Annotated in this window: 26 protein-coding genes and 1 tRNA gene; 11 read left to right on the top strand and 16 right to left on the bottom strand. The window is 71.5% G+C overall.

Annotated features, from left to right (window positions below; genetic code table 11):
* The first annotated feature begins 48 nt into the window (after positions 1 to 48).
* On the top strand, positions 49 to 1,170 hold the full coding sequence (locus ACFY1E_RS21480) for a PP2C family protein-serine/threonine phosphatase (protein ID WP_389078229.1): 1,122 nt from the start codon (positions 49 to 51) through the stop codon (positions 1,168 to 1,170).
* Between the two features lie 349 nt (positions 1,171 to 1,519).
* Positions 1,520 to 1,621 carry a helix-turn-helix domain-containing protein gene (locus ACFY1E_RS21485; protein ID WP_389078232.1) on the top strand — a complete coding sequence of 34 codons (102 nt, stop codon included), beginning with the start codon at positions 1,520 to 1,522 and terminating at the stop codon, positions 1,619 to 1,621.
* On the opposite strand, the gene ACFY1E_RS21490 is transcribed toward ACFY1E_RS21485, so the two are convergent.
* The gene (locus tag ACFY1E_RS21490) at positions 1,618 to 2,661 is read right to left on the bottom strand and encodes a sigma-70 family RNA polymerase sigma factor (protein WP_389078234.1); all 1,044 of its coding nucleotides are present in this window, start codon (positions 2,659 to 2,661) and stop codon (positions 1,618 to 1,620) included. The genes ACFY1E_RS21485 and ACFY1E_RS21490 overlap by 4 nt on opposite strands.
* 137 nt (positions 2,662 to 2,798) lie before the next feature.
* Here ACFY1E_RS21490 and ACFY1E_RS21495 point away from each other — a divergent pair, with 137 nt between their 5' ends.
* The 7 genes from ACFY1E_RS21495 to ACFY1E_RS21525 all read left to right on the top strand — a co-directional run bounded on the left by ACFY1E_RS21495 (position 2,799) and on the right by ACFY1E_RS21525 (position 10,331).
* Complete coding sequence (locus ACFY1E_RS21495) at positions 2,799 to 3,536, top strand: SDR family NAD(P)-dependent oxidoreductase (RefSeq protein ID WP_389078236.1); 738 nt, start codon at positions 2,799 to 2,801, stop codon at positions 3,534 to 3,536.
* A 4-nt stretch (positions 3,537 to 3,540) separates the two neighbouring features.
* Positions 3,541 to 4,245, top strand: a complete 705-nt coding sequence (locus tag ACFY1E_RS21500; protein WP_389078238.1) for a DUF2182 domain-containing protein — start codon at positions 3,541 to 3,543, stop codon at positions 4,243 to 4,245.
* A gap of 77 nt (positions 4,246 to 4,322) precedes the next feature.
* Entirely contained in the window at positions 4,323 to 5,090 is a 768-nt protein-coding gene (locus tag ACFY1E_RS21505; RefSeq protein WP_389078240.1) for a DUF899 domain-containing protein, read from the top strand.
* Positions 5,091 to 5,177: 87 nt separating this feature from the next.
* On the top strand, positions 5,178 to 5,864 hold the full coding sequence (locus ACFY1E_RS21510) for an SDR family oxidoreductase (RefSeq protein ID WP_389078242.1): 687 nt from the start codon (positions 5,178 to 5,180) through the stop codon (positions 5,862 to 5,864).
* A 689-nt stretch (positions 5,865 to 6,553) separates the two neighbouring features.
* Complete coding sequence (locus ACFY1E_RS21515) at positions 6,554 to 7,243, top strand: transglycosylase SLT domain-containing protein (protein ID WP_389078244.1); 690 nt, start codon at positions 6,554 to 6,556, stop codon at positions 7,241 to 7,243.
* Positions 7,244 to 7,380: 137 nt separating this feature from the next.
* On the top strand, positions 7,381 to 9,381 hold the full coding sequence (locus ACFY1E_RS21520; RefSeq protein ID WP_389078247.1) for an ArnT family glycosyltransferase: 2,001 nt from the start codon (positions 7,381 to 7,383) through the stop codon (positions 9,379 to 9,381).
* 104 nt (positions 9,382 to 9,485) lie between these two features.
* Positions 9,486 to 10,331, top strand: coding sequence for a trypsin-like serine peptidase (locus ACFY1E_RS21525; RefSeq protein ID WP_389078249.1), 846 nt, complete (start codon positions 9,486 to 9,488; stop codon positions 10,329 to 10,331).
* A 135-nt stretch (positions 10,332 to 10,466) separates the two neighbouring features.
* On the opposite strand, the gene ACFY1E_RS21530 is transcribed toward ACFY1E_RS21525, so the two are convergent.
* The 9 genes from ACFY1E_RS21530 to ACFY1E_RS21570 form a co-directional block, all read right to left on the bottom strand.
* Positions 10,467 to 10,540, bottom strand: a tRNA-Pro gene (locus ACFY1E_RS21530).
* Between the two features lie 196 nt (positions 10,541 to 10,736).
* Positions 10,737 to 12,041: an MFS transporter gene (locus ACFY1E_RS21535; protein ID WP_389078626.1), complete on the bottom strand. Its 1,305-nt coding sequence runs from the start codon at positions 12,039 to 12,041 to the stop codon at positions 10,737 to 10,739.
* Between the two features lie 251 nt (positions 12,042 to 12,292).
* Positions 12,293 to 12,652, bottom strand: coding sequence for an MmcQ/YjbR family DNA-binding protein (locus ACFY1E_RS21540; protein WP_389078251.1), 360 nt, complete (start codon positions 12,650 to 12,652; stop codon positions 12,293 to 12,295).
* Positions 12,653 to 12,706: 54 nt separating this feature from the next.
* Entirely contained in the window at positions 12,707 to 13,240 is a 534-nt protein-coding gene (locus tag ACFY1E_RS21545) for a GNAT family N-acetyltransferase (protein WP_389078254.1), read from the bottom strand.
* Complete coding sequence (locus ACFY1E_RS21550; protein ID WP_389078255.1) at positions 13,237 to 13,821, bottom strand: helix-turn-helix domain-containing protein; 585 nt, start codon at positions 13,819 to 13,821, stop codon at positions 13,237 to 13,239. The genes ACFY1E_RS21545 and ACFY1E_RS21550 overlap by 4 nt, the downstream gene beginning before the upstream one ends.
* A 62-nt stretch (positions 13,822 to 13,883) precedes the next feature.
* On the bottom strand, positions 13,884 to 14,786 hold the full coding sequence (locus ACFY1E_RS21555; protein ID WP_389078258.1) for a LysR family transcriptional regulator: 903 nt from the start codon (positions 14,784 to 14,786) through the stop codon (positions 13,884 to 13,886).
* A 36-nt stretch (positions 14,787 to 14,822) separates the two neighbouring features.
* Positions 14,823 to 16,016: a glycine C-acetyltransferase gene (locus ACFY1E_RS21560; RefSeq protein ID WP_389078260.1), complete on the bottom strand. Its 1,194-nt coding sequence runs from the start codon at positions 16,014 to 16,016 to the stop codon at positions 14,823 to 14,825.
* A 36-nt stretch (positions 16,017 to 16,052) separates the two neighbouring features.
* On the bottom strand, positions 16,053 to 17,081 hold the full coding sequence (gene tdh, locus ACFY1E_RS21565) for an L-threonine 3-dehydrogenase (RefSeq protein WP_389078262.1): 1,029 nt from the start codon (positions 17,079 to 17,081) through the stop codon (positions 16,053 to 16,055).
* A gap of 203 nt (positions 17,082 to 17,284) precedes the next feature.
* Positions 17,285 to 18,169: a hypothetical protein gene (locus ACFY1E_RS21570; protein ID WP_389078265.1), complete on the bottom strand. Its 885-nt coding sequence runs from the start codon at positions 18,167 to 18,169 to the stop codon at positions 17,285 to 17,287.
* 101 nt (positions 18,170 to 18,270) lie between these two features.
* Here ACFY1E_RS21570 and ACFY1E_RS21575 point away from each other — a divergent pair, with 101 nt between their 5' ends.
* Both ACFY1E_RS21575 and ACFY1E_RS21580 read left to right on the top strand, forming a co-directional pair.
* The gene (locus ACFY1E_RS21575) at positions 18,271 to 18,666 is read left to right on the top strand and encodes a hypothetical protein (RefSeq protein WP_389078266.1); all 396 of its coding nucleotides are present in this window, start codon (positions 18,271 to 18,273) and stop codon (positions 18,664 to 18,666) included.
* Between the two features lie 13 nt (positions 18,667 to 18,679).
* On the top strand, positions 18,680 to 19,285 hold the full coding sequence (locus tag ACFY1E_RS21580; protein ID WP_389078268.1) for a GPP34 family phosphoprotein: 606 nt from the start codon (positions 18,680 to 18,682) through the stop codon (positions 19,283 to 19,285).
* 103 nt (positions 19,286 to 19,388) lie between these two features.
* Here ACFY1E_RS21580 and ACFY1E_RS21585 read toward each other — a convergent pair whose 3' ends face one another.
* From ACFY1E_RS21585 to ACFY1E_RS21610, 6 genes are all read right to left on the bottom strand, one after another.
* The gene (locus ACFY1E_RS21585; RefSeq protein ID WP_389078271.1) at positions 19,389 to 19,880 is read right to left on the bottom strand and encodes a TetR family transcriptional regulator C-terminal domain-containing protein; all 492 of its coding nucleotides are present in this window, start codon (positions 19,878 to 19,880) and stop codon (positions 19,389 to 19,391) included.
* 48 nt (positions 19,881 to 19,928) lie between these two features.
* Complete coding sequence (locus ACFY1E_RS21590) at positions 19,929 to 20,510, bottom strand: GAF domain-containing protein (protein ID WP_266963216.1); 582 nt, start codon at positions 20,508 to 20,510, stop codon at positions 19,929 to 19,931.
* A 60-nt stretch (positions 20,511 to 20,570) separates the two neighbouring features.
* Positions 20,571 to 21,170, bottom strand: a complete 600-nt coding sequence (locus ACFY1E_RS21595; RefSeq protein ID WP_344400351.1) for an ATP/GTP-binding protein — start codon at positions 21,168 to 21,170, stop codon at positions 20,571 to 20,573.
* Positions 21,148 to 21,519: a DUF742 domain-containing protein gene (locus ACFY1E_RS21600; RefSeq protein ID WP_030936141.1), complete on the bottom strand. Its 372-nt coding sequence runs from the start codon at positions 21,517 to 21,519 to the stop codon at positions 21,148 to 21,150. Before ACFY1E_RS21600 ends, ACFY1E_RS21595 begins: the two co-directional genes overlap by 23 nt.
* Positions 21,520 to 21,521: 2 nt before the next feature.
* On the bottom strand, positions 21,522 to 21,956 hold the full coding sequence (locus ACFY1E_RS21605) for a roadblock/LC7 domain-containing protein (protein WP_030936144.1): 435 nt from the start codon (positions 21,954 to 21,956) through the stop codon (positions 21,522 to 21,524).
* Positions 21,957 to 22,030: 74 nt separating this feature from the next.
* Positions 22,031 to 24,208, bottom strand: a complete 2,178-nt coding sequence (locus ACFY1E_RS21610; RefSeq protein ID WP_389078276.1) for an ATP-binding protein — start codon at positions 24,206 to 24,208, stop codon at positions 22,031 to 22,033.
* Positions 24,209 to 24,284 lie beyond the last annotated feature (76 nt).

The following is a 24,284-nucleotide window of genomic DNA, read 5'->3' on the forward strand; positions in this document are numbered from 1 at the left end:
CTGCCCCGCGCCCCTTTGGGGCGCGGCCCACCTGACCGGGAGCCCCCCATGACCGGTAGCCGACGGAAGAGATCCGCCGAGGTCTCCGACGCCATCCAGCCGCCGAGCAACGCCGAACTGGTGGTCGGCGTGATCTCGGTGACCGTGCTGGTGGAGGTCCTGGGGGTGCTGTCCGGGTCCGAGGTGTGGCTGCTCGGGCTGCTGGTCTTCCTGCCGGGGACGGCGTCGGCGCTGTGCACCGTGCGGCAGACGGGGTTCGTCGCCGCGTGGACCTCGCTCGTCGTCACCACCACCGCGGTGGTGCGGGCCCCCGTCGGCGGGCACTGGCTCGACCGTCTGCTGCTGGTCCTGTTCACCCTCGCCCTGGGGGTGGCCTCCGTCTACGCCTGTCGTAGGCGCATCCGGCGCGAGCACGAGATGCTGCGGCTGCGCTCGACCGCCGCGGCCATGCAGCGGCACATCCTGCACCCGCTGCCGCTGGTCACCGACGACGTGCTGGTCAACGGTGTCTACGAGCCCGTGCAGGAGGACCGGCTCGTCGGCGGCGACATCTACGACGTCGTCGACTCGCCCTTCGGCACCCGGGTGCTGATCGGCGACGTGCAGGGCAAGGGGCTGGCCGCCGTGGGCGCCGCGTTCGCCGTCATCGGCGCCTTCCGTGAGGCGGCCCACCGGGAGCCCACGCTCACCGCGCTCGTCGACGCCCTGGACGCCGCGGTCGTCCGCCACAACTCCTACGCCGAACAGACCGGCGACGACGAGCGGTTCGTCACCGCGCTCATCCTCGGCGTCGACGCCGACAGCGAGGTGCAGGTCGTCAACTGCGGCCACATTCCTCCCCGGTTGATGCACGAAGGCCTCGTCACCACACCGCCGCTGGACTCCGGTGTCCCGCTCGGTCTCGCCGAACTGGCCGCCGAACCCACGACCGTGGACTGGTTCGACTTCCCGGCCGGTTCGACCCTGCTGCTGACCACCGACGGCCTCACCGAGACCCGCGCCGACGACGGCACGTTCTACCCGCTCGACGAGCGGCTGACCAAGCACCTCGGCCACTCCCCCACCGAACTGCCCCGGGCGCTGCACGAGGACGCCCTCGCCTTCACCGACGCCGACCGCAGGCACGACGACATCGCCGTCCTGACGGTCCGCCGCGCCCCACGCCTCTGAGGACACCGAGCTCGGTCGTGCCGGTTGGCATCAGAGCTCCGCCGCCGGAGGGAGCTCTCCGACGACCTGACCCCCACTCGCACGTTGCCGGCCGGACTCCTGGAGGGCAGCACCGGCCCGCAGCCGCTCGCCACCCGCCCGGCCGCGGTCCTGGGCTTCTCCTACGGCACCGCCGAGGCGGTCACCGCCCCCGAGCTGCCCCACAGCATCGACACGGACACCCTGCGCAGCTGGGCCCAGGAGATCACCGACGCCGCCCACACGCCACCTGGGCCTGCCGCTGCGCGGATCGCACGGCTCGGCCGGGCCCCCGACTCGCGCCGCGAGGTCGGCCGCAACCCAGCTGCAGGTGCACCGCAACACGCTGCGCCACCGCATCCGCCGGGCCGAGCAACTGGCCGGCCGGCCCACGGGGCGGCGAGGCGCCGCGGCCCGGGGGCCGAAGTGCTAGTCGCGCAACGTCCGGGGCAGTCCGAGCATGGGGAAGAGGCCGTTGTCACCGAAGCGCGTGATGGCGGAGATCCGGTCGCCCTCCAGCGTGAGCACCACCAGCCCGTAGGCGTGCGCGATCGGGCTGGTGGGATCGCACAGGTAGGAGCCGAAGGCCGGCTGGCCGTTCGCCCGCGCGGGCACCAACCGGACCACCTTGCTGCCCCACCAGGCGAGATTCTCGTAGAACCGGGCGATGGCCGCGCGTCCCCGGTATTCGAGGGGCTCGGGCGGCATCGTCAGCCAGGCGTCGTCGGTCAGCAGGGCGACCAGCCCATCGATGTCGGAGTTCTCCATCGCGTCCACGAACCGGCCGACGACCTCGCGTTCACGCGGTGAGCGAGGCAGGGGCGCCCGGTCGCGGTCCCGCGCGGGCAGCTGGCCGTCCAGGGCCGCGCGCGCCCGCTGCAGGGCACTGTTCACCGAGACACCGCTGCTGTCGAGCAGGTCGGCCACCTCGGTCGCGCGGAAGCCGAGCACGTCGCGCAGCACCAGCACCGCGCGCTGCCGCGGCGGCAGCCGCTGGAGTCCGGCCACGAAGGACACGGCCAGCGACTCCCTCGACTCGTAGCGGGCGTCCGGCCCCGGCGCCGTGTCCGGCAGGTCCTCCAGCAGGGTGTCCGGATAGGGCTCGAACCACAGCGGTTCGGAGCGGCGCGTCGGCTCGGGCACGTCGGGCGGAGGGCCGGCCGAGGGCTGCCGGGGGCGGGGGCGGCGCGCGGCGTCGCGCAGTGCGTTCAGGCACCGGTTGGTCGCGATGCGGTACAGCCAGGCGCGTACCGAGGCCCGCCCCTGGAATCCCCCGAGCCCGCGCCAGGCGGCCAGCAAGGTCTCCTGAACCGTGTCCTCCGCGTCCTGCACGGACCCGAGCATCCGGTAGCAGTGCACCTGGAGCTCACGCCGGTACGGCTCGGTGAGCTCACGGAACGCCTCCCCGTCGCCCGCCCGCGCCCGCGCCAGAGTCGATTCGATCACCACGGTGTCCTCGCTTCGCCTCGTCACTCGTCCTCCCGGTATGGACACCGCCCGGGCCGAAAAGTCATCGGTGACTTCCTCGATGCGGCCGTGTCTCAACAGACGACTGCAAATCACGCCGGTTTCCACACCGCATTCCACGAGCAACAAGGGAGATCGCCACCATGACGAACATCGCGGGCTGTGCAGTACTGATCACCGGAGGCAACCGCGGCATCGGCCGGGCGCTGGTCGAGGAAGCCCTGAAAAGGGACGCCGCGCGTGTGTACGCCGGTACGCGCGTACCGTTCGACCACCCGAACGAGCGGGTCGTTCCCCTGCGGCTGGATGTGACCGCCGCCGACCAGGTGCGCCGGGCCGCCGAGGAGGTCGAATCCCGCGGCGTCCTCGACGTGCTCGTCAACAACGCCGGTATTGCTCTCTACGACGACCTGAGCGACCGCTCCGTCCTCGAGCGGCACCTCGCCGTCAATCTCCTCGGCACCTATGAGGTGACGAACGCGTTCCTGCCACTGCTGCTCCGCTCCAAGGGAGCGATCGTCAACAACCTGTCGACCAACAGCCTCGCCCCCTTCCCGCTGATCGCGTCCTATTCGGTCTCCAAAGCGGCCGCGTTCTCCCTGACACAGTCGCTGCGCGCCCTGCTGGCCGAACAGGGCGTGCGGGTGCACGCCGTACTGACCGGACCGGTGGACACCGAGATGAGCCGGGGTCTCGATGCTCCGAAGGCGTCCGCGCAGTCCGTCGCGCGGGCCGTCTTCGACGGGGTGGAGAACGACGAGGAGGACATCTTCCCCGACCCCACGTCGCAGTCGCTGGCCGAGGGCTGGCGCGGTGGCGTGGCAAAAGCGCTGGAGCTGCAGTTGGCGGGCCTTTCGGCGGCGCAACATGACAAGTACTGAACCGGTGAGCCGAGTTGGCGCAGAGGCCCCCGGCGCGAGGAGGACGGGTACGCCGACGACGGCGACGCGTCGGCTCACCGCCCTGGTGATGCTCGGGCTCACCGCGGTGTCCTGGGCCGTCGCGGTCCGGCAGATGCACGGAGCGATGGACATGGGCGTGGCGACCCGGCTCGGTTCGTTCGGGTCCTTCGCCGCACTGTGGGTTCCGATGATGGCGGCGATGATGCTGCCGGGCGCCACGCCGGCGGCCCTGCGGCACGCCCGAGCCCACGGTGGTCGCGGATCGGCGGCCGTGCCACTGTTCGTCGTGGCGCATCTCGCCGTCTGGACCCTCTTCGGCGTCGCCGGGTACGCGGTGTACCGGCCACACGGGTCCGTCGCCGCCGGCGTGGTGGTGATCGCGGCAGGAGCCTATGAACTCACGCCGCTCAAGAGGCGCTTCCGTCGACGCTGCCGCGAGGAGGTCCGCTCCGCGTTCGCGTTCGGGCTCTCATGCGTCGGCTCATGCGCCGGGCTGATGCTGATGCTGCTCGCGCTGGGGGTCATGAGCCTCACCTGGATGTCCCTGGTTGCCGCCCTCGTGCTCGTACAGAAGCTGGTGCCCGCGAGAGCCGCGCTCGACGTGCCGACGGGGCTGGCGATCGCCGGACTCGGACTCCTGATCCTCGCCGCGCCCGCGTCCGTTCCCGGTCTCATGCCATCGATGTGACAGGTCCTCGGCGGCACGCGCCGCACACGTCCGATCAACAAGAAGAAACGTCAAGAAGCACAGGAGAGCGAAAGACCATGACCGACCACAAGACAGGAACCCGTGAAGAGTGGCTCGCGGCCAGGCTGGATCTGCTCGCAGCCGAGAAGGAACTGACCCGGCGCAGCGACCGACTGGCCCAGCAGCGGCAGGAGTTGCCGTGGGTCCGCGTGGAGGAGAACTACCGCTTCGAGACCGACGAGGGGCCGGCGTCCCTCGACGACCTCTTCGCCAGCCGCTCCCAACTCCTCGTCTACCACTTCATGTTCGGGCCCGACTACAAGGCGGGGTGCCGGTCCTGCTCGGCGATCGCGGACGGCTTCGACGGTTCCGTCGTCCACCTCGCCCATCACGACGTCACGCTCTGCGCGGTCTCGCGGGCGCCGCTTCCCCAACTGCAGGCGTACAAGCGGCGGATGGGCTGGAGCTTCCCCTGGGCGTCGTCGTACGGCAGCGCCTTCAACTACGACTTCGGGGTGGCCCACACCGAGGAGGAGTGGCGCGCGGGAGCCGTCAGCTACAACTACCGCGAGAACCGTGACCTCCGGCTGCCGTCCGGCGAACTGGGAGAACGGCTCACCGAGTTCGCGTGGAGCGTGGGAACGGACTGGGACACCTATCGGCGCGAGGGGCCCGGCATGAGCGCGTTCGTCCGCGAGGACGGGGTCGTCTATCACACCTACTCGGCGTACGAGCGTGGCCTCGACGGCCTGTGGGCCATGTACCAGTGGCTCGACCGCGCTCCGCTCGGACGCAACGAGACCGGCATGTGGTGGCACCGCCACGACGAGTACGGCAGCCAGTGACACGTACCGGCGACATCACCCCGATTTCCCGGGCCCGGAGGTGCGCGAGCGCCGGCCCGCGACCTCGACCGTATCCGGAGGAACACCATGACCATCCGCAATGCGCTCGTCATCGGCGCCGGCAGCGGCGTGGGCCGCGCCACAGCCGATGCTCTCACCGCCCGGGGAGTCGACGTCCTGGCCACCGGGCACGAGCGGGACGCCACGGATCCCGCGCAGGTCGCAGCGCTCCTCGACGAGGCCGAACCGGATCTCGTCGTGGTCGCCGCGGGTACCCGTCCGCGGATGGCGCCGATCGGGGAGCAGAGCTGGGAGTGGTTCTCGGCGCCGTGGAACGTCGACGTCAGGATCGCCTTCGAGGTGGGCCGGGCCTCACTGGCACGCCCGTTGCGGGCGGGCTCGACGGTGGTGATCGTGTCGAGTGGGGCGGGACTCGGCGGCTCACCGCTGTCGGGCGGGTATGCGGGCGCCAAGCGGACGCAGATGTTCCTGGCCGGCTATCTGCAGTCCGCCGCCGACTCCCGCGGACTCGGCATCCGGTTCGCCGCCCTGGTCCCTGGCCAGTTGCTGGTGGGCACCGCGATCGGTGAGGCCGCGGCCGCCGCGTACGGCGCCGAGCGTGGCCAGTCGGCGGAGGCTTATCTCAAGGAGCGCTTCCCGGCGCCGCTCGACGCCACCGGGGTCGCCCGTGCCGTCCTCGAGATCACCCATGGCGAGGAACACCGGAGCACGACACTGGTGGCCGTCACGGGCAAGGGACTCGAGGCCCTCTGAGGGGGACGACCGAGGCAGGTCCAGGTACCGCCAGGAGTTGATCCCGGGCTGAGTCGGTGCTGTGCCGTTCGGCACTGCGTGCCGGCCACGGGGGCGCTGACGCGGTTCTCGTACGCACGGCGGCCTTGCGTTGCGCCGGGATCGCTGCGGCGCCGTCGAGCGGTGCCTGAAGGCGAGGGCGGTGAGGGTCTGGCCGCCCAGATGCGGGGCGCCCGGCGGCAGCACTCGCGGCTGTGCCGGGCGCGCCGTTGGAGCAGGAGATGGGGTCGTGATCCCGGTGAAGCCGCGATCTTCCGCACTGCCCCGGACATCGCCGAGTCGTCCGCCGGCTGCCGGACCTGGAGCGCGCCCGACATACCCGTGGGCCGACAGCCCCAGGTGCAGACCACGTCCCTGAACGGGAGCGCCAGGAAGGACGCCGAAAAGGCCGCACAGGACCCACTCGTGTCCCGTGGGCCGCAGCGAAACTGCAGCGCCGCCTCAAAACCCGCCACTACGGCTGGGAGCCTCGGCGCGTCAACTGCCCACACCGGACGGGGTCTCACTGGCCTCGGTGTGAGCATCCACACCTCCTTCACCATTGCGCCACCCGCTTCCACACGGCAGAGTGTTCGAACTGCCTGACATGGCAAGCGAGTTGCCCGTACGCGTCACGGCATGGCCTCACGGACGAAGCGGAAGGAAGACTTGTGAGCCCGATTTCGGTCCGGGGACTGGCAGTGGCTTCGGCCTCCGCGGTCACCGCTGTCGGAAGCGTCGTCGGAGCCACCTCGCCCGGCGCCGCGCAGACGGACGACGCCGAAGCGACGGCCGCAGGCTCGACGCTGCTCGCGGACCTGCCCGCAGGGCAGCAGGCCCAGGTGCAGACCGCATCCCTGACGCAGCAGGCCGACGCCCAGGGCGTCCAGGCGGACGCGAGTGCCAGGAAGGACGCCGAGGAGGCGGCCCGCAGGGCTGCCGCCCAGACCGCGGTCGCGAAGAAGGAAGCCGCGCAGAAGGCCGCGGCGGAGAAGGCCGCAAAGCAGCAGACCGAGACCAAGGCGGCCGCCGGCCACGGCAGCACGCTCGTCCCGGCCAAGAGCTCGTACACCGTCGCCGAGATCCAGGCGATAGCCCGCCAGATCGTGCCCGGCGGCCAGTTCCAGTGCTTCAGCAACATCGTGGACCGCGAGTCCGGCTGGAACATGCAGGCCCTCAACGCCTCCTCCGGCGCCTACGGCCTCATGCAGGCGCTGCCCGCCTCCAAGTACGCCTCCGCCGGCTCGGACTGGCAGACCAACCCCGCCACCCAGATCAAGTGGGGCCTGAACTACATGAACAGCACGTACGGCAGCCCCTGCCAGGCCTGGGCCTTCTGGCAGACCCACCACGCGTACTGAGCCGCGGCACTGCGCAGTCGTGAAGCTGCGGTGCACCTGATTCTCACCTGACTGTGAACCGGCACCGGGCATCCCCAGCGGTCTCCTCGCCCTCTTGCACGTCGTACGACTGACGCGCGTTGGGGGAAGGTTCGTCCATGGGGGTCACCACCTCGGAACTCATCAGGCCGGTGCAGCACACAGGTGGCCCGCCGCCTGCCCGCGGGAAAGGGTTCGACGCCGGACCGGCCTGGTGGGCGATCATGCTGGCGGCGACGGTGCTGTTCACCTGGGACATCCAGCACAGCACGTACCACTCGTTCTACTCCGAGACCGCGCGCAGCATGACGGAGAGCTGGAAGGGCTTCCTCTTCGGCTCGTTCGACCCGGCCAACACGATCACCATCGACAAGCTCCCGGGTTTTCTCTGGCCGCAGGCCCTGTCCGCGCGGATCTTCGGCTTCCATCCGTGGGCGCTGACACTGCCGCAGGTCGTCGAGGGCGTCCTCTGCGTCGCCGTGCTGCACCGCGCCGTGCGCCGCTGGGCCGGGGAGAGCGCGGGACTCCTCGCCGCCGGCGCCTTCACGCTGACTCCCGTGGTGGCGGGGATGTTCCGTACGGAGGTCGAGGACCCGGCGTTCACCCTGTGCGTCCTGCTGGCCGCGAACGCCACGCTGCGCGCCGCCCGTGAGGCCCGGCTGCGTCCGCTGCTCATGGCCGGGCTGTGGGTCGGCCTCGGCTTCCAGGCCAAGATGCTGGAGGCCTGGGCGGTGCTTCCCGCGCTCGGCCTGCTCTACCTGGTGTCGGCCCCGGCGACACTGCGCCGCCGGCTGACCCACCTGGCGACGGCCGGAGCGGTGTGCGTCGCGGCCTCGGCGTCCTGGATGGTCCTGGTGACCCTGACCCCGGCCCAGGACCGCCCGTTCATCGACGGCACGACCGACAACTCGGCGTTCAGCCAGGTCGTCGGATACAACTTCCTCAACCGTTTCGCCGGCCTCGGCATCAGCGCCAAGGCCACCGGCAGCGTGGCCGCCACGACCATGGCCGGCACCGCACCGGCACACTCCGGCGGCCAGTCCGCCGGCCTGTGGGCCAAGATGTTCGGCCCTTCGCTCGCCTCCCAGGTCGGCTGGCTCTACCCGGTGGCCGCGCTCTCCGTGGTGTGCGGCCTGGTCTGGCTGCGCGGCAGGCACCGCACGGATCCGCTGCGGGCGGGCTTCCTGCTGTGGGGCGTGTGGCTGGCCACGTACTTCCTGGTCTTCAGTGCCGGCGCGGTCGGCGCCCACACGTACTACATGGGAGTGGTGGCGGTCCCGCTCGCCGCGCTGTTCGGCGGCGGCATCGTGCAGTTCTGGCGGGCCTGGCAGCGCGGCGACCGGACCCGCTCATGGGCACTGCCGACGGCGGCGGTCGGCACCGTGGCATGGTCGGCGTTCATCGCGACGCGGTACTCGTTCCTGCCCTGGCTGGCCCCCGCCGCGATCGTTACGGGGGCCGCAGGGCTGCTGCTGCTCGCCGTGTTGCGCACCACGGGCCGGCGGGCGCCCTCCCGGATCGCGGTACTGGGCGTGGGGGCGGTCATCGTGGGGATGCTGCTGCCGTCCGCCGCCTGGGCGTCGACGGTCCTGGATCCGAAGTACGGCCACTCGGGCATGGGCGCGGCCGGACCGGTCTCCACCTGGCACCGCCACCGGCACGACTGGGCCAAGACCCGCGTCCCGGCGTACGACCCGGCCCCGGGCGACAGCTCCTCCCGTTCGAGGAATCCGCACAAGAGCACAGTCAGGTACGACCACCGGACGGCGCTCACCCCCCAACAGCAGCGCTTCCTGGCCTTCATGAAGACCCATCAGGGCCATGCCACCTTCGTCTTCGCCACGACCAGCTGGCGCTCGGCCTCCCCCTACATCCTTTTCGCGGGCGCCAAGGTCCTGCCCATGGGCGGCTTCACGGGCGCCGCACCCACGCCCACCGGCGCCGGGTTCCGCAATCTGATCGCCACCGGCCGACTGCGCTACGTCGTCCTCGGCGGCGCACCGACCGCCCCGGGCCGCGCCGCCGCGCAGTGGGTACGCGGCCACTGCGCACCCATGCCCCACCAGGCGTTCCGTGTCTACGACTGCGCGCCGGCATCCGCCACGCCGAACAGGCACTGACACCGTGGTGAAATTGCGAAGTCCGGCGCCCGTAAGGGATTCACAAGAAATTCTCAGCCAAGTCGAGCGCCTGCCCTCACCTTCGTGAGACAGAGTGATCACTGATGGAGCGCATCTCACGCATCATGGTCACCTCGCGTCACGCGTTGCTCGGCGTCGTGATGATGTTCACCCTGGCCTCGTCGGTGTCGGCCGCGGAGGTCGGGCACAGCCACTCGGAGCGGGCGTCGGAGGTCCCGTCTTCAGGCGGAAAAGCGGGCCCCGCGGGTCAGGCGCGACCGCCGACACAGGCCTTGGGGGCCACCGTCGACGTCGTCGCCGATGGTGCGTCGGCGCGGATCGGTGCACTGTTCGACGCGGACCGGGCCGACGACCTGCCCGGCGGACACCTGTGCACGGCCTCGGTCGTGCACAGCCCGCGGCGCGACCTCGTGGTCACCGCCGCGCACTGCGTGGGCGACGCCAGTACCGACCTGGTGTTCGTTCCGGGCTATCGGGACGGGCACGCGCCGTACGGGGTGTGGAAGCTGGACCATCGCTATCTGCCCGACGGATGGACCAAGGACCAGGACGAGGACAGCGACCTGGCCTTCGCCACCGTCGACGAGCAGGACGACAGGGCGATCGAGGACGTCGTAGGGGCCAACCGGTTCACGCCCGGCACGACCACGGGCGCCACCCCCGTGACCGTCGTCGGCTACCCCGACTCCCGAGAGACGCCCATCAGCTGCACCAACAAGCCGACCGCATACAGCAGCACCCAGCAGCGCATCGACTGCCCCGCCTTCACCCAGGGCACCAGCGGCAGCCCCTGGATCAACGACGACGGCCAGGTCGTCGGTGTCCTCGGCGGCTATGACCAGGGCGGCGACACCGACGACGTGTCCTACAGCGTGACACTGGGCAGCCAGGCGGCCGACCTGTACAGGACGGCCATCAGCAATCCGTGATCCACGCGACCGCCGAGGCGGCTGCGCTGCCCCGCGCCGCCGAGGCCGTCAGGGCATGCCGAAAGGCGCCATCAGGTGTCACACAAACGCATCCAGCGGGTCTACCGTTGTCGGCAAACCCGCTGGTGAACACCGTCGGGACGACAGGATTTGAACCTGCGACCCCTTGACCCCCAGTCAAGTGCGCTACCAAGCTGCGCCACGTCCCGGTGCCCGTCTGACCTGGGGTTTCCCCCGGCCGAACGTGCATGGAAACCATACCGCACTCGGGTCGATGGTCGCGCATGGCTTTAGTGCGCGGCGGACGAGGAGCAGCCGGCGGCGCTTGACCGGAAGCCGGGGTGGGGGCCTGAGCGGACGGCCGGCCCGGGGCCGCGAGCGAGCCGGGCAGGTGGACGTCCGCCGTCAGCCCGCCGTCTCGGAGCGCGGCCGCCGGTCCGCGACCCGGGCGCCCGCGCCCCCCGTCGGTGCATCGGCGCGTATCAGGTTGCGTATCGCCGGTACCGACAGCAGGGAGACCGGGACGGCGAAACTCATCGCTGCGGCGGCCAGGAGGACGTGGTCGGCGCCGACGGCTGCGGCGGCGGGGCCGGCGAGGGTCTGGCCGACCGGCATCATCGCCAGGGAGCCGGCGACGTCGTACGCGTGGATGCGGTTGAGGACGTCGGGTGGCACCTGGGTCTGGACGCTCGTCGCCCACATCACGCCCCAGAAGGACATTCCGGCCCCGGCGACAGCCGCTCCGGCCGCCATGGCCGGTACGCCGAGCCCGGCCCCGACGGTCGCCGGGAACCCGGCGAAGGCGAACAGGGAGAGGGCACCGGCGCGCAGCATGCGGCGGGGGCGCAGGCGCAGCGCGAGGAGGCCGCCGATGACGGTGCCGGCGCCGAGGGCGGAGTTGACCAGGCCGTAGGCGCGCGGGCCGTGCTGCTGTACGACCTCCGTCGCCACCAGCGGGACGGAGGGGCCCCAGACGGAGATCATGTACACGCACCAGACAGCGATCACGCCCCACAGCCAGGTGCGCGCTCTGAACTCACGCCAGCCCTCGATCAGATCGGCCCGGAAAGCCTTGCCGCCACCGTGTCCCGTCGGGCCGCTGCCCGGAGCGAGCGGGGGCAGGCGGAGCAGCAGGAGGCACAGGGCGCTGACTGCATATGTGGTCGCATGGGCCGCGAAGACGCCGCCGGGTGAGGCGAAGCCCACCAGAACGCCTGCGAGCGCGGGTCCCACGAGCTGGGCGGCGGACTCGGCGATGCGTATGGCGCCGTTCGCGCCCTGGACGTCGGAGGCGAGCCGGGGCACCGTACTGGCGACGCCGGGCTGGAACACGGCACCCGCGACACCGTTGACGAACCCGATGGCGCAGACTTCCCAGAGCACGACGTGACCGGAGTAGAACAGCGCCGCGGCGAGGGACTGTGTGCCGAGGCGTACGAGGTCGGCAGCGATCATCAGCTTCCGCGTACTGAAGCGGTCGGCGATCACCCCGCCGAAGACCACAAGCCCGGCGAAGGCGACGGAGGTCGCGGCCATGGCGAGGCCGACCGCACCCGCTCCGTACCCGTGCTGCAGCAGGCCCGCGGCGAGGGCGACGGGCAGCATCGTGTCGCCGAGCCGGGCGACGGCACGCGCGACGAAGAACAGTGCGAAGTCCCGCGACCACACCGGCCGCCCGTCTCCCCGGTCAGCCCGGCCTTCGGCAACGATGTCATGCGGTCCGCCGACCGCTCCTTCCGAGCCGCCGTACTGTCTCCCCGCCCTCGCCCCGGCCTCTGGCTCCGATGGTTGTGATGACGTCCCGGTCACCCGTCCCACTCCCCTCCCTGGTCCCCCATTCCCCTCCCCATCCCCACGATCCGTCCACCGACGTCCCGGTGGGAGCCGAAGCCCCCTCCGCCCCGGCTCCCACACTCGGCTTCGGATCATGCCACGCGTCACTGACAACACTCGAAGCGTTTTCAGTCCGCGTCCGGAAGCCCCAACTCCGGGTAGGCGTCCAGCAGTCGGGGCGGAGCCGCCTGGCGCCAGGAGTCGGCGAGGATGTCACGCAACTCGCCCTCGTCCTCGATCGACGCGAGGCGGGCTCTCACCCAGGCGAACTGCGCCTCGTGGTCGGCGATCCAGAACTTGTCCGGCTCGGCCAGCACCAGTTCGTCGCGCTCCTCCTTGGGGCAGCGCACGGCGATGGAGGTCTCGTCCTCGGGGAGCGTGGCGAACATCTTCCCCGCCACCCGGAACGTGGGCATGCTCCAGGCGATCTTCTCCGTCGTGTCCGGCAGAGCAAGGCAGATACGGCGTACGTCTTCGGCATCCGGCATGCTCCGCACCGTAGCCGCTGTCACTGACAATCACCTGGTGAGGACGTCGGGCAACTACTTCGCGCGGCTGGTGGGTCCCAGCTTCTTGAAGTAGATCGACGTCGGGCGCAGCACGCCGTCCGGGGCGGCCGCGTAGTCCGGTATCGCGCCGATCCGGGTCCAGCCGGCCGCGCGGTAGAGGTGCTCGGCCAGGCTGTCGGTCTCGGTGTCCAGGTGCAGCAGGGTGATGCCCGCCGCGGCGGCCTCCTCCTCGACGGTGGTCAGGAGTGTGCGGCCGAGGCCCTGTCCCCGGGCGTCCCGGTGCACCATCAGCTTGACCAGTTCGGCGCGGTGGCGGCTGTTGGGCTTGTCCGGGAAGGCCAGGCTGACGGTGCCCACGACCCGTTCGCCGTTGTGCGCCGCCCACACGGCGAGCTGCCCGGCGGCGACTGCAGCGGCGCGCTCCTTCCACCAGGCCAGGGCGTCCGCACGGTCGAGCGGTGCGAGGAAGCCGATGGAGGCGCCGCCGTCCACGGTGTCGACGAGAAGGTCCGCCAACGCGTCCACGCGCGCGTGCAGTTCATCGCGGTCCAGCCGGTGCACGATCATGGCAGCACCACCGCCAGGACGTATCGCACGTCGTCCGGTCCCGTGCACCGGAACCGCGTCGGGCCCCACACCCGCAGCCGCAGACAGTCCCCGGTGCCGAGGTGGTGCTCGACCTCCTGTGCCGTCACCTCGAGCGCTCCTTCCAGAACCCAGATGTGCTGTTCGAGGCCGGGCACGGGCGGCCGGTCGTACGCGATGTCCGCGCCCGCGGCCAGCCGTCCCTCGACGAGTTCGCCGCGCAGCCCGGCGTGCGGCGGCGACACGGAACGTCGTGCGAAACCGGAGGCCCTGTCCTCCCAGACCTGCTGCTCGGCGGCCGGTACCAGCAGCGCGGGCTCTGCCTCCACCTCGCTGAGCAGTTGGGACATGGTCCGCCCGTACACACCGCACAGGCGGTTCAGGAGCGCGGCGGTGGGGCTGATCTCGGCCCGTTCGGCACGGGAGAGAGTCGACCGGCTGATGCCACTGCGCTCCGCCAACTCCCCCAGGGACCAACCCCGTTGGGCCCGCAGCTCGGACAGTCGGGCCCCGAGGCGGGCGTCGACCGGGTCGGGCCCGGTCTCAGCGACATTCTGTTTCATATTCGGGATGCTATCCCAGATCAGAGACACAGCCTGTGGCTCCCGTCACACTGCGGGCCCGTCTACGCTCGCGCCGCCTCGTCCAGCGCCTCCAGCACCGGCCTGATCAGCGGGTGCTCCTCCGCTCCCCGGCGTACCGCCGCGAAGACCCGACGGGTGGGTGCGATCCCGTCCACCGGCCGTACGACCACGCCCGTGAGGTCCATTCCGCGCAGCGCCGAGCGCGGGACGAGGGCCACGCCCGCGTCCGAGGAGGCGAGGGCGACGACGGCCCGGAAGTCGTCGGAGGAGTGTTCCAGGCGTGGCTGGAATCCGGCGCTCTCACAGGCCAGGACGACCACTTCGTGGCAGGGGTTGCCGGGGTACGGGCCGATCCAGGAGTCCTTGGCCAGGTCGGCCAGCGGGATCTCGGCGGCCTCGGCCAGCCGGTGGTTCACCGGGACCACCGCGTCGAAGGGCTCGGCGTACAGCGGTACGTGGGTCAGGCGCGGGTCGTCGGCGGGCGGCGCCCCGCGGTACTCGACCGCCACCGCGACGTCGACCTGTCGGTCCAGGACCATCGGAAGGCTGGCGTCGCCCTCGGCGTCCTGGACGCGGATGCGGATGCCGGGCGCGGAGGAGGCGAGGCGCGCCACGGCCGGTGCCACGACCAGGGCGATGCCGGTGGCGAAGGACGCGACGGTGACCGTTCCGGCGGCGCCCGAGCTGTAGGCGGCGAGCTCGGCCTCCGCCCGCTCCAGCTGGGCGAGGACCGCGTTGGTGTGGCTGAGCAGGATCTCGCCGGCCGGGGTGAGCCGTACGCCCTTGGCGCTGCGCTCGACCAGCCGGTGGCCCGTCTCCTGCTCCAGCGCCGTCAGCTGCTGGGAGACGGCGGAGGGGGTGAGATACAGCGCGGCGGCAGCCGCCGTCACCGTGCGGTGGTCGGCCACCGCACGGAGGATGTGGAGCCGCCGCGCTTCGATCATGGGATCGATTATCTCAATATGTCCGGGACTGCCGGGTCAGGCCTCCAGTTCCGCCCGTGCCGCCACGAAGGCGTCGACGGCCCGGTTGACGTCGTCCGTCGAGTGCGCGGCGGACAGCTGCACGCGGATGCGGGCCTGCCCCTGCGGCACCACGGGGTACGAGAAGCCGATCACGTAGACGCCGCGCTCGAGGAGCAGTTCCGCGAGGCGGCCGGCCTTGGTCGCGTCGCCGATCATCACGGGGGCGATGGGGTGGTCGCCGGGGAGGATCTCGAAGCCCTCCTCGGTCATCCGGCGGCGGAACAGGGCGGTGTTCTCGGCGAGGCGGATGCGCAGGTCGTCCGCCGACTCGAGGAGGTCGAGGACCTTCAGCGAGGCGGCGGCGATCACCGGGGCGAGGGTGTTCGAGAAGAGGTACGGCCGTGAGCGCTGGCGCAGGAGCGCGACGATCTCGGCGCGGGCCGCGACATAGCCGCCGGACGCGCCGCCGAGCGCCTTGCCCAGGGTGCCGGTGATGATGTCGACGCGGTCCATGACACCGTGCAGCTCGGGGGTGCCGCGGCCGCCGGGGCCGACGAAGCCCACGGCGTGCGAGTCGTCGACCATGACCATGGCGTCGTAGCGGTCGGCGAGGTCGCAGATCTCGCGCAGGGGTGCCACATAGCCGTCCATGGAGAAGACGCCGTCGGTGACGATCAGGCGGCGCCGGGCGTCTGAGGCGTCCTTCAACTGCCGTTCCAGATCGGCCAGATCACGGTTGGCGTAGCGGAGGCGGCGCGCCTTGGACAGGCGGATGCCGTCGATGATCGACGCGTGGTTGAGGGCGTCGGAGATGACGGCGTCCTCGGGGCCGAGCAGCGTCTCGAAGACACCGCCGTTGGCGTCGAAGCAGGAGGAGTACAGGATCGTGTCCTCCTGGCCGAGGAACGCGGAAAGGCGCGCTTCCAGCTCCTTGTGCACCTCCTGGGTGCCGCAGATGAAGCGGACCGACGCCATGCCGTAGCCCCAGCGGTCCAGGGCCTGGTGCGCGGCGGCGACGACCTCGGGGTGGTCGGCGAGGCCGAGGTAGTTGTTGGCGCAGAAGTTGAGGACCTCGCCGGGGCGGCCTCCTGCGGTGACGTTCACGGTCGCGGACTGCGGGGTGCCGATCACGCGCTCGGGCTTGTGCAGGCCGGCGGCGCGGATCTCGTCGAGGGTGGCGCGCAGGTCGTCGCGCACGGAGTCGAACATCGGGAAGCTCCTGAAAGTGCTGACGGGTGAAGGGAGTTACACGGTCCAGTCGAGGATGACCTTGCCGCCGCGGCCGCTCGCCGCGTCGGCGAACGCCGCCTCGAAGTCGTCGTAGCCGTACCGGCCGGTGATCACGGGTGACAGGTCGAGGCCGGCTTCCAGCAGCACCGACATCGCGTACCAGGTCTCGAACATCTCCCGGCCGTAGATGCCCTTGATGGTGATCATCGAGGTGACGATGCGGGCCCAGTCGACCGGGAACTCCTGGGCGGGCAGGCCGAGCACGGCGATACGGCCGCCGTGTGTCATGTTGGCGATCATGTCGCGCATGGCCTCGGGGCGGCCGGACATCTCCAGGCCGATGTCGAAGCCCTCGCGTAGCCCCAACTCCCGCTGTCCGTCGGCGATTTCCGACTCCGCCACGTTCAGCGCGAGGCTCACGCCGATCTTCCGCGCCAGCTCCAGCCGCTCCTTGCTGACGTCGGTGATGACGACGTTGCGGGCGCCCGCGTGCCGGGCCACCGCGGCGGCCATCAGACCGATCGGGCCGGCCCCCGTGATGAGCACGTCCTCGCCGACCAGAGGGAAGGACAGGGCCGTGTGCACGGCGTTGCCGAACGGGTCGAAGATCGCGGCGACGTCGAGGTCCACCGGCGCCCGGTGCACCCACACATTGGCGGCGGGCAGGGCGACGTACTCCGCGAAAGCCCCGTCCCGTCCGACGCCGAGCCCGACCGTGGCCCGGCACAGATGCCGCCGCCCGGCCAGACAGTTGCGGCACTTCCCGCAGACGAGGTGCCCCTCGCCGCTCACACGGTCGCCGACGGCGATGTCCGTGACATCACGCCCGGTCTCCACGACCTCACCGACGAACTCGTGCCCGGCCACCAGCGGCGTGCGGATGGCCTGCTGCGCCCAGCCGTCCCAGGCCCGGATGTGCAGATCGGTCCCGCAGATGCCGGTCCGCAACACCTTGATCAGTACGTCACCGGGTCCGACGCCCGGCTCCGGCACGTCCGCGAGCCACAGCCCGGGCTCAGCCTTCTCCTTGACCAGCGCCTTCAACGCTACGGCTCCTGTGGGTGCGACCCCGGGCCCAGGCATGCCGAAGGCGCCCGCATCCGGGGAGAGGGGTGGAATCGCGTAGCAATCTGCCGCACGACGCCACCCCGGGTCCATCGAGCTTTTCTTAACCCGCGCCACAGCTCCGCTTCACACCCCGCCCTGCAGACCTCGGACCCGACCCTGGGTGTGCGCGGCCGGCGCGATCATGGTGGTGCCTCCGCGGCTTTCGCCTGCTCGATCCGGGACTGCGCGTCCGTGAGCGTCATGCTGCCGTCGCACACGGCACGGTGCAGGGAGTTCTCCAACTGGTCGTCCGCACTCGCCTGGGACAGCGGCACGGGGCGCAGGTTCGCCGGGTCGGACGGGGCCCCGCCCAGTTCCAGGGGGATGATGTGGTCCTCCTCGTAGTGCGAGGGGTCCTTGTCCGCCGCGCTGGACGCCGCGAGCTGCTGTCTCTTCAGCTGCTCGGTCACATCGACCGGCGGGCGTATCGTCGCCGTCCAGCCCGGCACACAGATGGTCGAGTGGATCGTGGACTGGGTCACGGCCGGATTGAGGGCCCCGGTCGCGACACTCGGCGCTGTGGGCACCGGAGCGGGAGTCGGGGGACTCGTCGCTACGAGGTGCAGCGAGCCGTAGGTGATCGTCCCGTTCTCGACGATGTACGAACCGGCGTAGTCGGCGGTGCTTCCGTCGGTGTGCGTGGCGTGGAGGTGGACATCGACCGTGTTCCCGTTCACGTCGTCGATGCCGATGACGTCGGCGGCGGTGTCGGCGAAGCCGGAGGCGAAGTCGGCGTAGGGCCGCCCGAGGTTGCTTCCCCCGAGATCCCAGGCCCGGCGGTAGTCGTGAGCGTTGATCGCGGCGTAGAAGCTCTCGATGACGGAGGCGGGGTCTGCCGGACTGCTGCTGGGAGCCGGGGGCGGTACCGACGTCGTGGACGGCGTCGCCGTGACGCTGGACGGCGGCGGGCGCGGTGTACCGGTTGCGGTCGATGCGGCCGGGGACGTACCGGCGTGCTGGGTACAGCCGACGAGACCGAGGCCGACGGTGAGGCCGACTGCGGCAGCTGTTCTCGACGCCTTCATACTTCACGACCGGCGGGGCAGGCGTGCGGATGTCCCGGGCCCCCAGTGCTCCGCGATCGAGGCGTTCTCACGCACACTCCGAGAGTACTTTGCCCGCTTATATGACGATACCGGGGGCCCTGGTGTCGGCGCCGGCATCGCGCTGTCCGGCCTGCTGCTCCTGGCCCTGCGGTCGGTCGCGGACCGGCGGGTCGCCTGGTGGGCCTCGGCGCTTCCCCCGCTCGGTCGCGCTGCTGACCGCCGGCTGCTCCGTCGGCCAGATCCTGGGCCCGCCGGCCGTCGCCCCGCTGTTGCACCACGGCTACCACCGGGCGGTGCTGTCGGCCGCCCTCGTGGTCCTCGCCGCGGCTGCGGCCGCCGCCGTGCTGCGGATCGGCTTCCCGCACCACATGGTCGTAGTACGACACACAGCCCCGCCGCAGCAGCGAGAATCGTCCGAGCACGCCCGGCCGGCAAAGGCCGGCCCCGATACGCTCGCCCCGCACTCGGCCAACTGACCTGGAGCCGCCGATGAACACCGCACGGGACCTCGCGATCGTCGCCCTGGACGCGGCGCCCAGCCACCCCGTCCAGCAGGGCGAACTGTCGCTCGCACTCGCGGGAGCCGAGGTGCTCGACCTCATCGAGGCCCTGGCGCTCGCCCTGGACGGCGACCGCATCCTCCCCAGCGCCGCGTCACCCACGGGCGACCGCCTGCTGGACGAGGCCGCCTCCTCCCTCGTACGACAGGAGCCCTACGAGTCGGTCGAGGAGTGGCTGTGGCGCCGGGGCCGCGGGCTGTCCTCGGCCTACGTCGACGACCTGGAGCGGGTGGGGCTGACCGCCCGGCCGCGCGGGCGCCGGATTCCGCTGCGGAGCGGGCGGGCGGAGCTGGTCGACTCGCCGGCCCGGCGGCAGGCCGAGGAGCGCTGGGCTTCGGGCGAGCCGGTCCTCGCCGCCCTGGCTGCGGCCGCCGGGATCCACGAGGAGCAGGTCGCCGACCAGGACGAACTCTCCGGTGAGGCGGTCACGACCGTGCTGGCTGCCGTCGGCGATGCGGTGATGGAACTGGAGGCCGTGCGGCAGCGGAAGGCCATCGAGGACGCTGCGTTCGACAACGTGTGGCGCGGCTATTGACCCCTCCGCGGGCTGTGCGATCTTCGTCCGCGGCATCGTTGTGGCTGGTCGCGCCCACGCGGCGGAGCCGCACATCGACACAGCCCCGCGCCCCTGAAAGCCGCTACTCGCCACCCGTGGCGCCCAGCAGCGCTCGGCAGTTCGCCCACAGTGGGCTCAGTCGGCCGGGGTTGTCGTAGTGCTTGGCGAACATCACCTGGCCCTCCAGCTGTGCCACCACCGCCCGGGCCGCCTCGCGGGTGTCGCGGGCGGTGACGTCGCCGCGGGCGCGGGCCTCCGCGATCACCGCTTCGACCATGTCGACCTGCGCGTCGAAGATCTCCTGCAGGCGGCCGCGGACAGCCTCGGCCTGGTTGCTCAGTTCCAGGGTGAGGTTGCCGAAGAGGCAGCCCGACACGGTGCCGCAGCCCTGCTGGGCGGCGAGCTGGTCGGCTTCCGTCTCCTCGAAGAGCCCCCGCAGCCGCTGCAGCGGTTCCCCGTCACCGCCCAACGCCCGCGCCCAGTCGCGCCGTTGGGCGGCCCAGTGCTCGTCGACGACGGTGAGTGCGAGGGCCTCCTTCGACTCCAAGAAGCACTGGTGCGTCCCACGCGGCAAGGGTACGTAAGTACTGGACCGGTCGGCTGGTGACTGCCCGGCCCACCGTCACAGCAGCGGGAGCCCGTCCGCCTCCCGTCGCTCCAGCCGGGCGACCAGGTCGGCCGCCGTCGACTTGATCGTCTCCAGGCCCGGCCTGCCCCACGGCCGTGGCTCCACGTCGACCACGCACACGGTGCCCAGCACCATCCCCGTGCTGTCGATCAGCGGCGCGCCCAGATAGGAGCGGATGCCGAACTCGTCGACCACCGGATTGCCCGCGAACCGCGGGTAGTCGCAGACGTCCTCCAGGACCAGCGCCTTGCGCCGGACCACCACATGGGGGCAGAAGCCGTGGTCGCGGGCCAGTTCGCGGCCCAGCACGGGTGTGGTGCCGTCGGCCTTCACCACGGGCCGGGCGACGTCCGAGAGATGCAGGCCCGCGAAGAACTGCCGGTTCTCGTCGATGAAGTTGACCATGGCGTACGGCGTCCCGGTGAGCTCGGCGAGGTGGTCCGCGTAGGCGTCGAGGGCGGGGTCCGGGTGTTCTGCGAGGCCCAGTTGGCCGAGGCGCCGGGCCCGGGCGGGGGCCTCCTTGTCCTCGGGGGTGAGCAGCAGCCGACCGGCCGGGCGCGACGGGTCGTACCTCATGAGCGGGCTCCGTCACTGTGGACGCAGGGCATATACGGGCTCCGTGGCGGTGTGCGGGGATCACATGTGGGCGCCGTGGCTCGGCGCGTGCGCCGGGGCGTGGGCGATGAGGTGGCGTACGAGGGTCAGCAGGGTCTGCACTCCTGAACTGGAGATCCGGGCGTCGCAGCGCACCACGGGGATCGCGGGGTCGAGGTCGATGGCGGCGCGGACCTCCTCGGGGTCGTAGCGGTACGAGCCGTCGAACTCGTTGATCGCGACGATGAAGCCGAGACCGCGCTGCTCGAAGAAGTCGACCGCCGCGAAGCACTCCTCCAGGCGGCGGGTGTCGGCGAGGATGACCGCCCCGAGCGCGCCCTCGGAGAGCTCGTCCCACATGAACCAGAACCGCTCCTGCCCGGGCGTGCCGAACAGGTACAGCACATGTTCCCGGTCGAGGGTGATGCGGCCGAAGTCCATGGCCACCGTCGTCTCGACCTTGTTCTCGATCCCCTCCAGGGAGTCGGTCGCTGCGCTGACCGTGGTGAGCAGCTCCTCCGTACTCAGCGGCGCGATCTCGCTGACCGCGCCCACGAAGGTCGTCTTGCCTACTCCGAACCCGCCCGCCACCAGGATCTTCAGTGCGGTGGGGAAGGGGTCAGAGCTGTCGTCGTAGTCCATCGAGCACTGCCTCCAGAAGGGCCCGGTCAGTCGGGTTGTGGTGGAACTCGGGTGGCTTGGTGGTGAGCGCCCCGCAGTCGACGAGGTCCGACAGCAGCACCTTGGTGACCACGGCCGGCAGCTTCAGTTGGGCGGCGACCTCGGCGACCGAGACGGGCGCGCGGCACAGGTCGAGCGCCTGCGCGTGCTCGGGGCCGAGGTAGCCGAGGGGGGTGGCCCCGGTGGCCATCACGTGCGACAGGAGGTCGAGCGCGATGGTGGGCCGGGTGCGGCCGTTGCTGACCGTGAAGGGGCGCACCAGCCGACCGGCCGCGTCGTCGAGCCAGGGCCCGTCGCCGACCGCCGCCACGCTCAAGGCCTCATCGCCGTGGGTTCGACGGCGTGCTGCCGGGGCGCGGTGACCAGGTAGGGGCGGACGCTCTTGACCAGCATCGCCATCTCGTAGCCGAGCACCGCCGCGTCGGCCTCGCGGCCGGCCAGTACGGCGAGACAGGTGCCGGAGCCGGCGGTGGTCACGAACAGCAGGGTCGAGTCGAGTTCGACGACGACCTGGCGGACGTCGCCGCCGTCGCCGAAGCGGACCCCGGCGCTGCGGCCGAGGGAGTACAGGCCGGAGGCCAGGGCGGCCATGTGGTCGGCGCTGTCCGGGTCGAGGCCGTGGACCGACTTCACAAGCCCGTCGCAGGACAGAAGTACCGCACTGGTCGTGTGGGGTACGCGCTGCACGAGGCCGCTCATCAGCCAGTCGAGATCGGATACATGGCCGGTGGGCGCATCGCTCGCCATGGTGGATCGACTCCTTGGGGTACGAAGGTCTTCGGGAGCGGTGGGGGTGGTGACGGGGGTGGGAACAGGGGTGGTCATCCGGCTGGTGCGCTCCCGTCGTGCCGGCTGGGATGGTCGGTGCCGCGCGCGGACGCGGGGCGCGCCTCGGCTATGTGGGCCGCATCCATGTGCGATACATCAATGGAGGGCGGCGGGGTGGTGGCGGTGACGTCCGTGTGGAGCACGTCCAGGGGCGAGCTCGGGAGGTTGGGCGCGCCGTCTGTGCGGGCCGGGTCGGTGCGGGGACGCGACTCGATGCGCGCCGTCTGCTCCATGGGCTCGGCGGCCATGTAGGCGGACTCCGTGGGCGCCGACTCCGTGGGCCCCGACTCCATGTGTGACGCCCCCATATGAGGCGCCTCCATGTGCGGCGAAGCCATGTGGTCCGGCTCCAGACGAGCCGACGACGCCGTGTGTACGGCCCCTGTGTACTCCGATGTGTACTCCGGGTGCTCCGCGTATTCGGTGGACTCCGACTCGAGGTTCTGCTGGGCCTCCGCCAGGCCGATGCCGCGCTGGAAGGCGGCCATCAGGCCCGGGTCGTGGCCGGCGAGGTACTCGGACTCCTGACGTGGTGCCGGGCCGTCCCGCAGCTGGGGTGCGATGTGCTCCTGGGCGCGGCGGCGCGGCAGTTGGGGCTTGCCCATGGTGCCACGGACCGCGGCGGTGCGGGGCGTGGGCGGTGTGCCCGCGTTCTCCGCGACGAGCCGCCGGTCCTCCGGCCGGATGCCGGGCAGGGCCTCCGCGGGATTGGCCCGCTCCTCGTGGGCGGCGCGCACCGGGAGCGGCGCCGCTCCGCTGCCGGCCGCCGTGCCGCCCAGCGGGCTGCCGTTCGACACGGCGGCCGTGGACTGCGAGGGCGGCGGGGGCGCGACCCGAGGCCCGACGGTCTCGGACGGGGGGCCGGGCGGAGCCTGTGGCTGGGACCGCGGCGGTACGGACGGCTCGGGCATCCCCATCACGCCCGTGACACTGTGCGGCTGCCCTGCGCCCCCGGGAACGCCCGGCGTCGAGCCCAGCAGCCCCTGCGGTACGACGAGCACGGCCTGCACCCCGCCGTAGATGTTGGTCTGCAGCCGGACGTTGATGCCGTGCCGCCGCGCGAGCTGCGAGACCACGAACAGTCCGATGCGGCCGTCCGCGAGCAGGCTCGCCACATTGACCTGGTCGGGGTCGGCGAGCAGGGCGTTCATCTTCTTCTGCTCGCCGACCGGCATACCGAGGCCGCGGTCCTCCACCTCGACGGCGAGTCCCGAGGTGACGAGGTTGGCGCGCAGCAGGACCTGGGTGTGCGGGGCGGAGAACACCGTGGCGTTCTCGACGAGCTCGGCCAGCAGGTGGATGACGTCGGCGACGGCGTGGCCGCGCAGGGTGCCGTCGATCGGCGGCACCAGCTTGACCCTGGAGTACTGCTCGACCTCGGCGATGGCGGAGCGCAGCACCTCGGTCATGGAGACGGGGTTGCTCCACTGCCGGCGGGAGACGGCGCCGCCGAGGACGGCGAGGTTCTCGGCGTGGCGGCGGATCCGGGTGGCGAGGTGGTCGACGTGGAAGAGGCCCTTGAGCAGGTCGGGGTCCTCGATCTCGTTCTCCAGCTCGTCGAGGATGGAGATCTCCCGGTGCACCAGCGACTGGAGGCGCCGGGCGAGGTTGACGAAGACTTCGAGCTTCTGTTCGCTGCCTGCCTGGCTGGAGAGCTGGGCGGCCTGGACGACGGCGGTGACGGCTCCGTCGTGCGCGCGGGTCAGGTCGGCGGCGAGCAGCTCGAAGTCGTCGGCATCGTCCGGTGGAGAGCTGCGCGGCTTGCGCGGGGGCGGGGTGTCGCCACGGCGCAGCGACTCGACGAGGGCGCGCAGGTCGGCCTCACCGCGGCCGCTGATGCGGCGCAGGGCGCCGAGGCGGTCGCTCACCGACTTGGCGGTGCGGTCGGCGGCCACGGAGGCGATCAGGATCCCTGCGAACGCCACCGCGGCGGCGCCGGCGAGCACGCCCCACAGGGTGAGGCTGGGCCGCGCTCCGGTGCTGCGCACGGTGAACAGGACGGCCGCGCTCGCGCTGAGGGCGACCGCGATCGGCGGCAGCACGGCGAGCCGCAGCAGCTGGGGCCGTATGTGCGTCTCGGGCAGCGAGGGCACGGGACGGGCAACCGGCCGTCCGTGCCGCCCGCCCTCGCGGCGGTCTGCGCGTGCGGCCGGTGCGCGAAGGTGAGACATCGGTGTCCTCGTCGTACTGATCCGTCGGTGCCTGGGGCGCGTGCTGCGCGGTTCGGGCATGCGTCGCCCGATGGAC

It is taken from the genome of Streptomyces sp. NPDC001604 (assembly GCF_042893475.1).
Taxonomy (GTDB): domain Bacteria; phylum Actinomycetota; class Actinomycetes; order Streptomycetales; family Streptomycetaceae; genus Streptomyces.

Excerpts from the sequence above, each read along its gene's own strand:
- ACFY1E_RS21545 (WP_389078254.1), bottom strand. The coding sequence starts at position 13,240 with ATGATCGTGCACCGGCTGGACCGCGATGAACTGCACGCGCGCGTGGAC.
- ACFY1E_RS21540 (WP_389078251.1), bottom strand. The coding sequence starts at position 12,652 with ATGCCGGATGCCGAAGACGTACGCCGTATCTGCCTTGCTCTGCCGGAC.
- ACFY1E_RS21605 (WP_030936144.1), bottom strand. The coding sequence starts at position 21,956 with ATGGCGAGCGATGCGCCCACCGGCCATGTATCCGATCTCGACTGGCTG.
- ACFY1E_RS21520 (WP_389078247.1), top strand. The coding sequence starts at position 7,381 with ATGGGGGTCACCACCTCGGAACTCATCAGGCCGGTGCAGCACACAGGT.
- ACFY1E_RS21525 (WP_389078249.1), top strand. The coding sequence starts at position 9,486 with ATGGAGCGCATCTCACGCATCATGGTCACCTCGCGTCACGCGTTGCTC.
- ACFY1E_RS21495 (WP_389078236.1), top strand. The coding sequence starts at position 2,799 with ATGACGAACATCGCGGGCTGTGCAGTACTGATCACCGGAGGCAACCGC.
- ACFY1E_RS21575 (WP_389078266.1), top strand. The coding sequence starts at position 18,271 with ATGACGATACCGGGGGCCCTGGTGTCGGCGCCGGCATCGCGCTGTCCG.
- ACFY1E_RS21505 (WP_389078240.1), top strand. The coding sequence starts at position 4,323 with ATGACCGACCACAAGACAGGAACCCGTGAAGAGTGGCTCGCGGCCAGG.
- ACFY1E_RS21550 (WP_389078255.1), bottom strand. The coding sequence starts at position 13,821 with ATGAAACAGAATGTCGCTGAGACCGGGCCCGACCCGGTCGACGCCCGC.
- ACFY1E_RS21580 (WP_389078268.1), top strand. The coding sequence starts at position 18,680 with ATGAACACCGCACGGGACCTCGCGATCGTCGCCCTGGACGCGGCGCCC.
- ACFY1E_RS21595 (WP_344400351.1), bottom strand. The coding sequence starts at position 21,170 with ATGGACTACGACGACAGCTCTGACCCCTTCCCCACCGCACTGAAGATC.
- ACFY1E_RS21510 (WP_389078242.1), top strand. The coding sequence starts at position 5,178 with ATGACCATCCGCAATGCGCTCGTCATCGGCGCCGGCAGCGGCGTGGGC.
- ACFY1E_RS21570 (WP_389078265.1), bottom strand. The coding sequence starts at position 18,169 with ATGAAGGCGTCGAGAACAGCTGCCGCAGTCGGCCTCACCGTCGGCCTC.
- ACFY1E_RS21555 (WP_389078258.1), bottom strand. The coding sequence starts at position 14,786 with ATGATCGAAGCGCGGCGGCTCCACATCCTCCGTGCGGTGGCCGACCAC.
- ACFY1E_RS21610 (WP_389078276.1), bottom strand. The coding sequence starts at position 24,208 with ATGTCTCACCTTCGCGCACCGGCCGCACGCGCAGACCGCCGCGAGGGC.
- ACFY1E_RS21560 (WP_389078260.1), bottom strand. The coding sequence starts at position 16,016 with ATGTTCGACTCCGTGCGCGACGACCTGCGCGCCACCCTCGACGAGATC.
- ACFY1E_RS21480 (WP_389078229.1), top strand. The coding sequence starts at position 49 with ATGACCGGTAGCCGACGGAAGAGATCCGCCGAGGTCTCCGACGCCATC.
- ACFY1E_RS21590 (WP_266963216.1), bottom strand. The coding sequence starts at position 20,510 with ATGAGGTACGACCCGTCGCGCCCGGCCGGTCGGCTGCTGCTCACCCCC.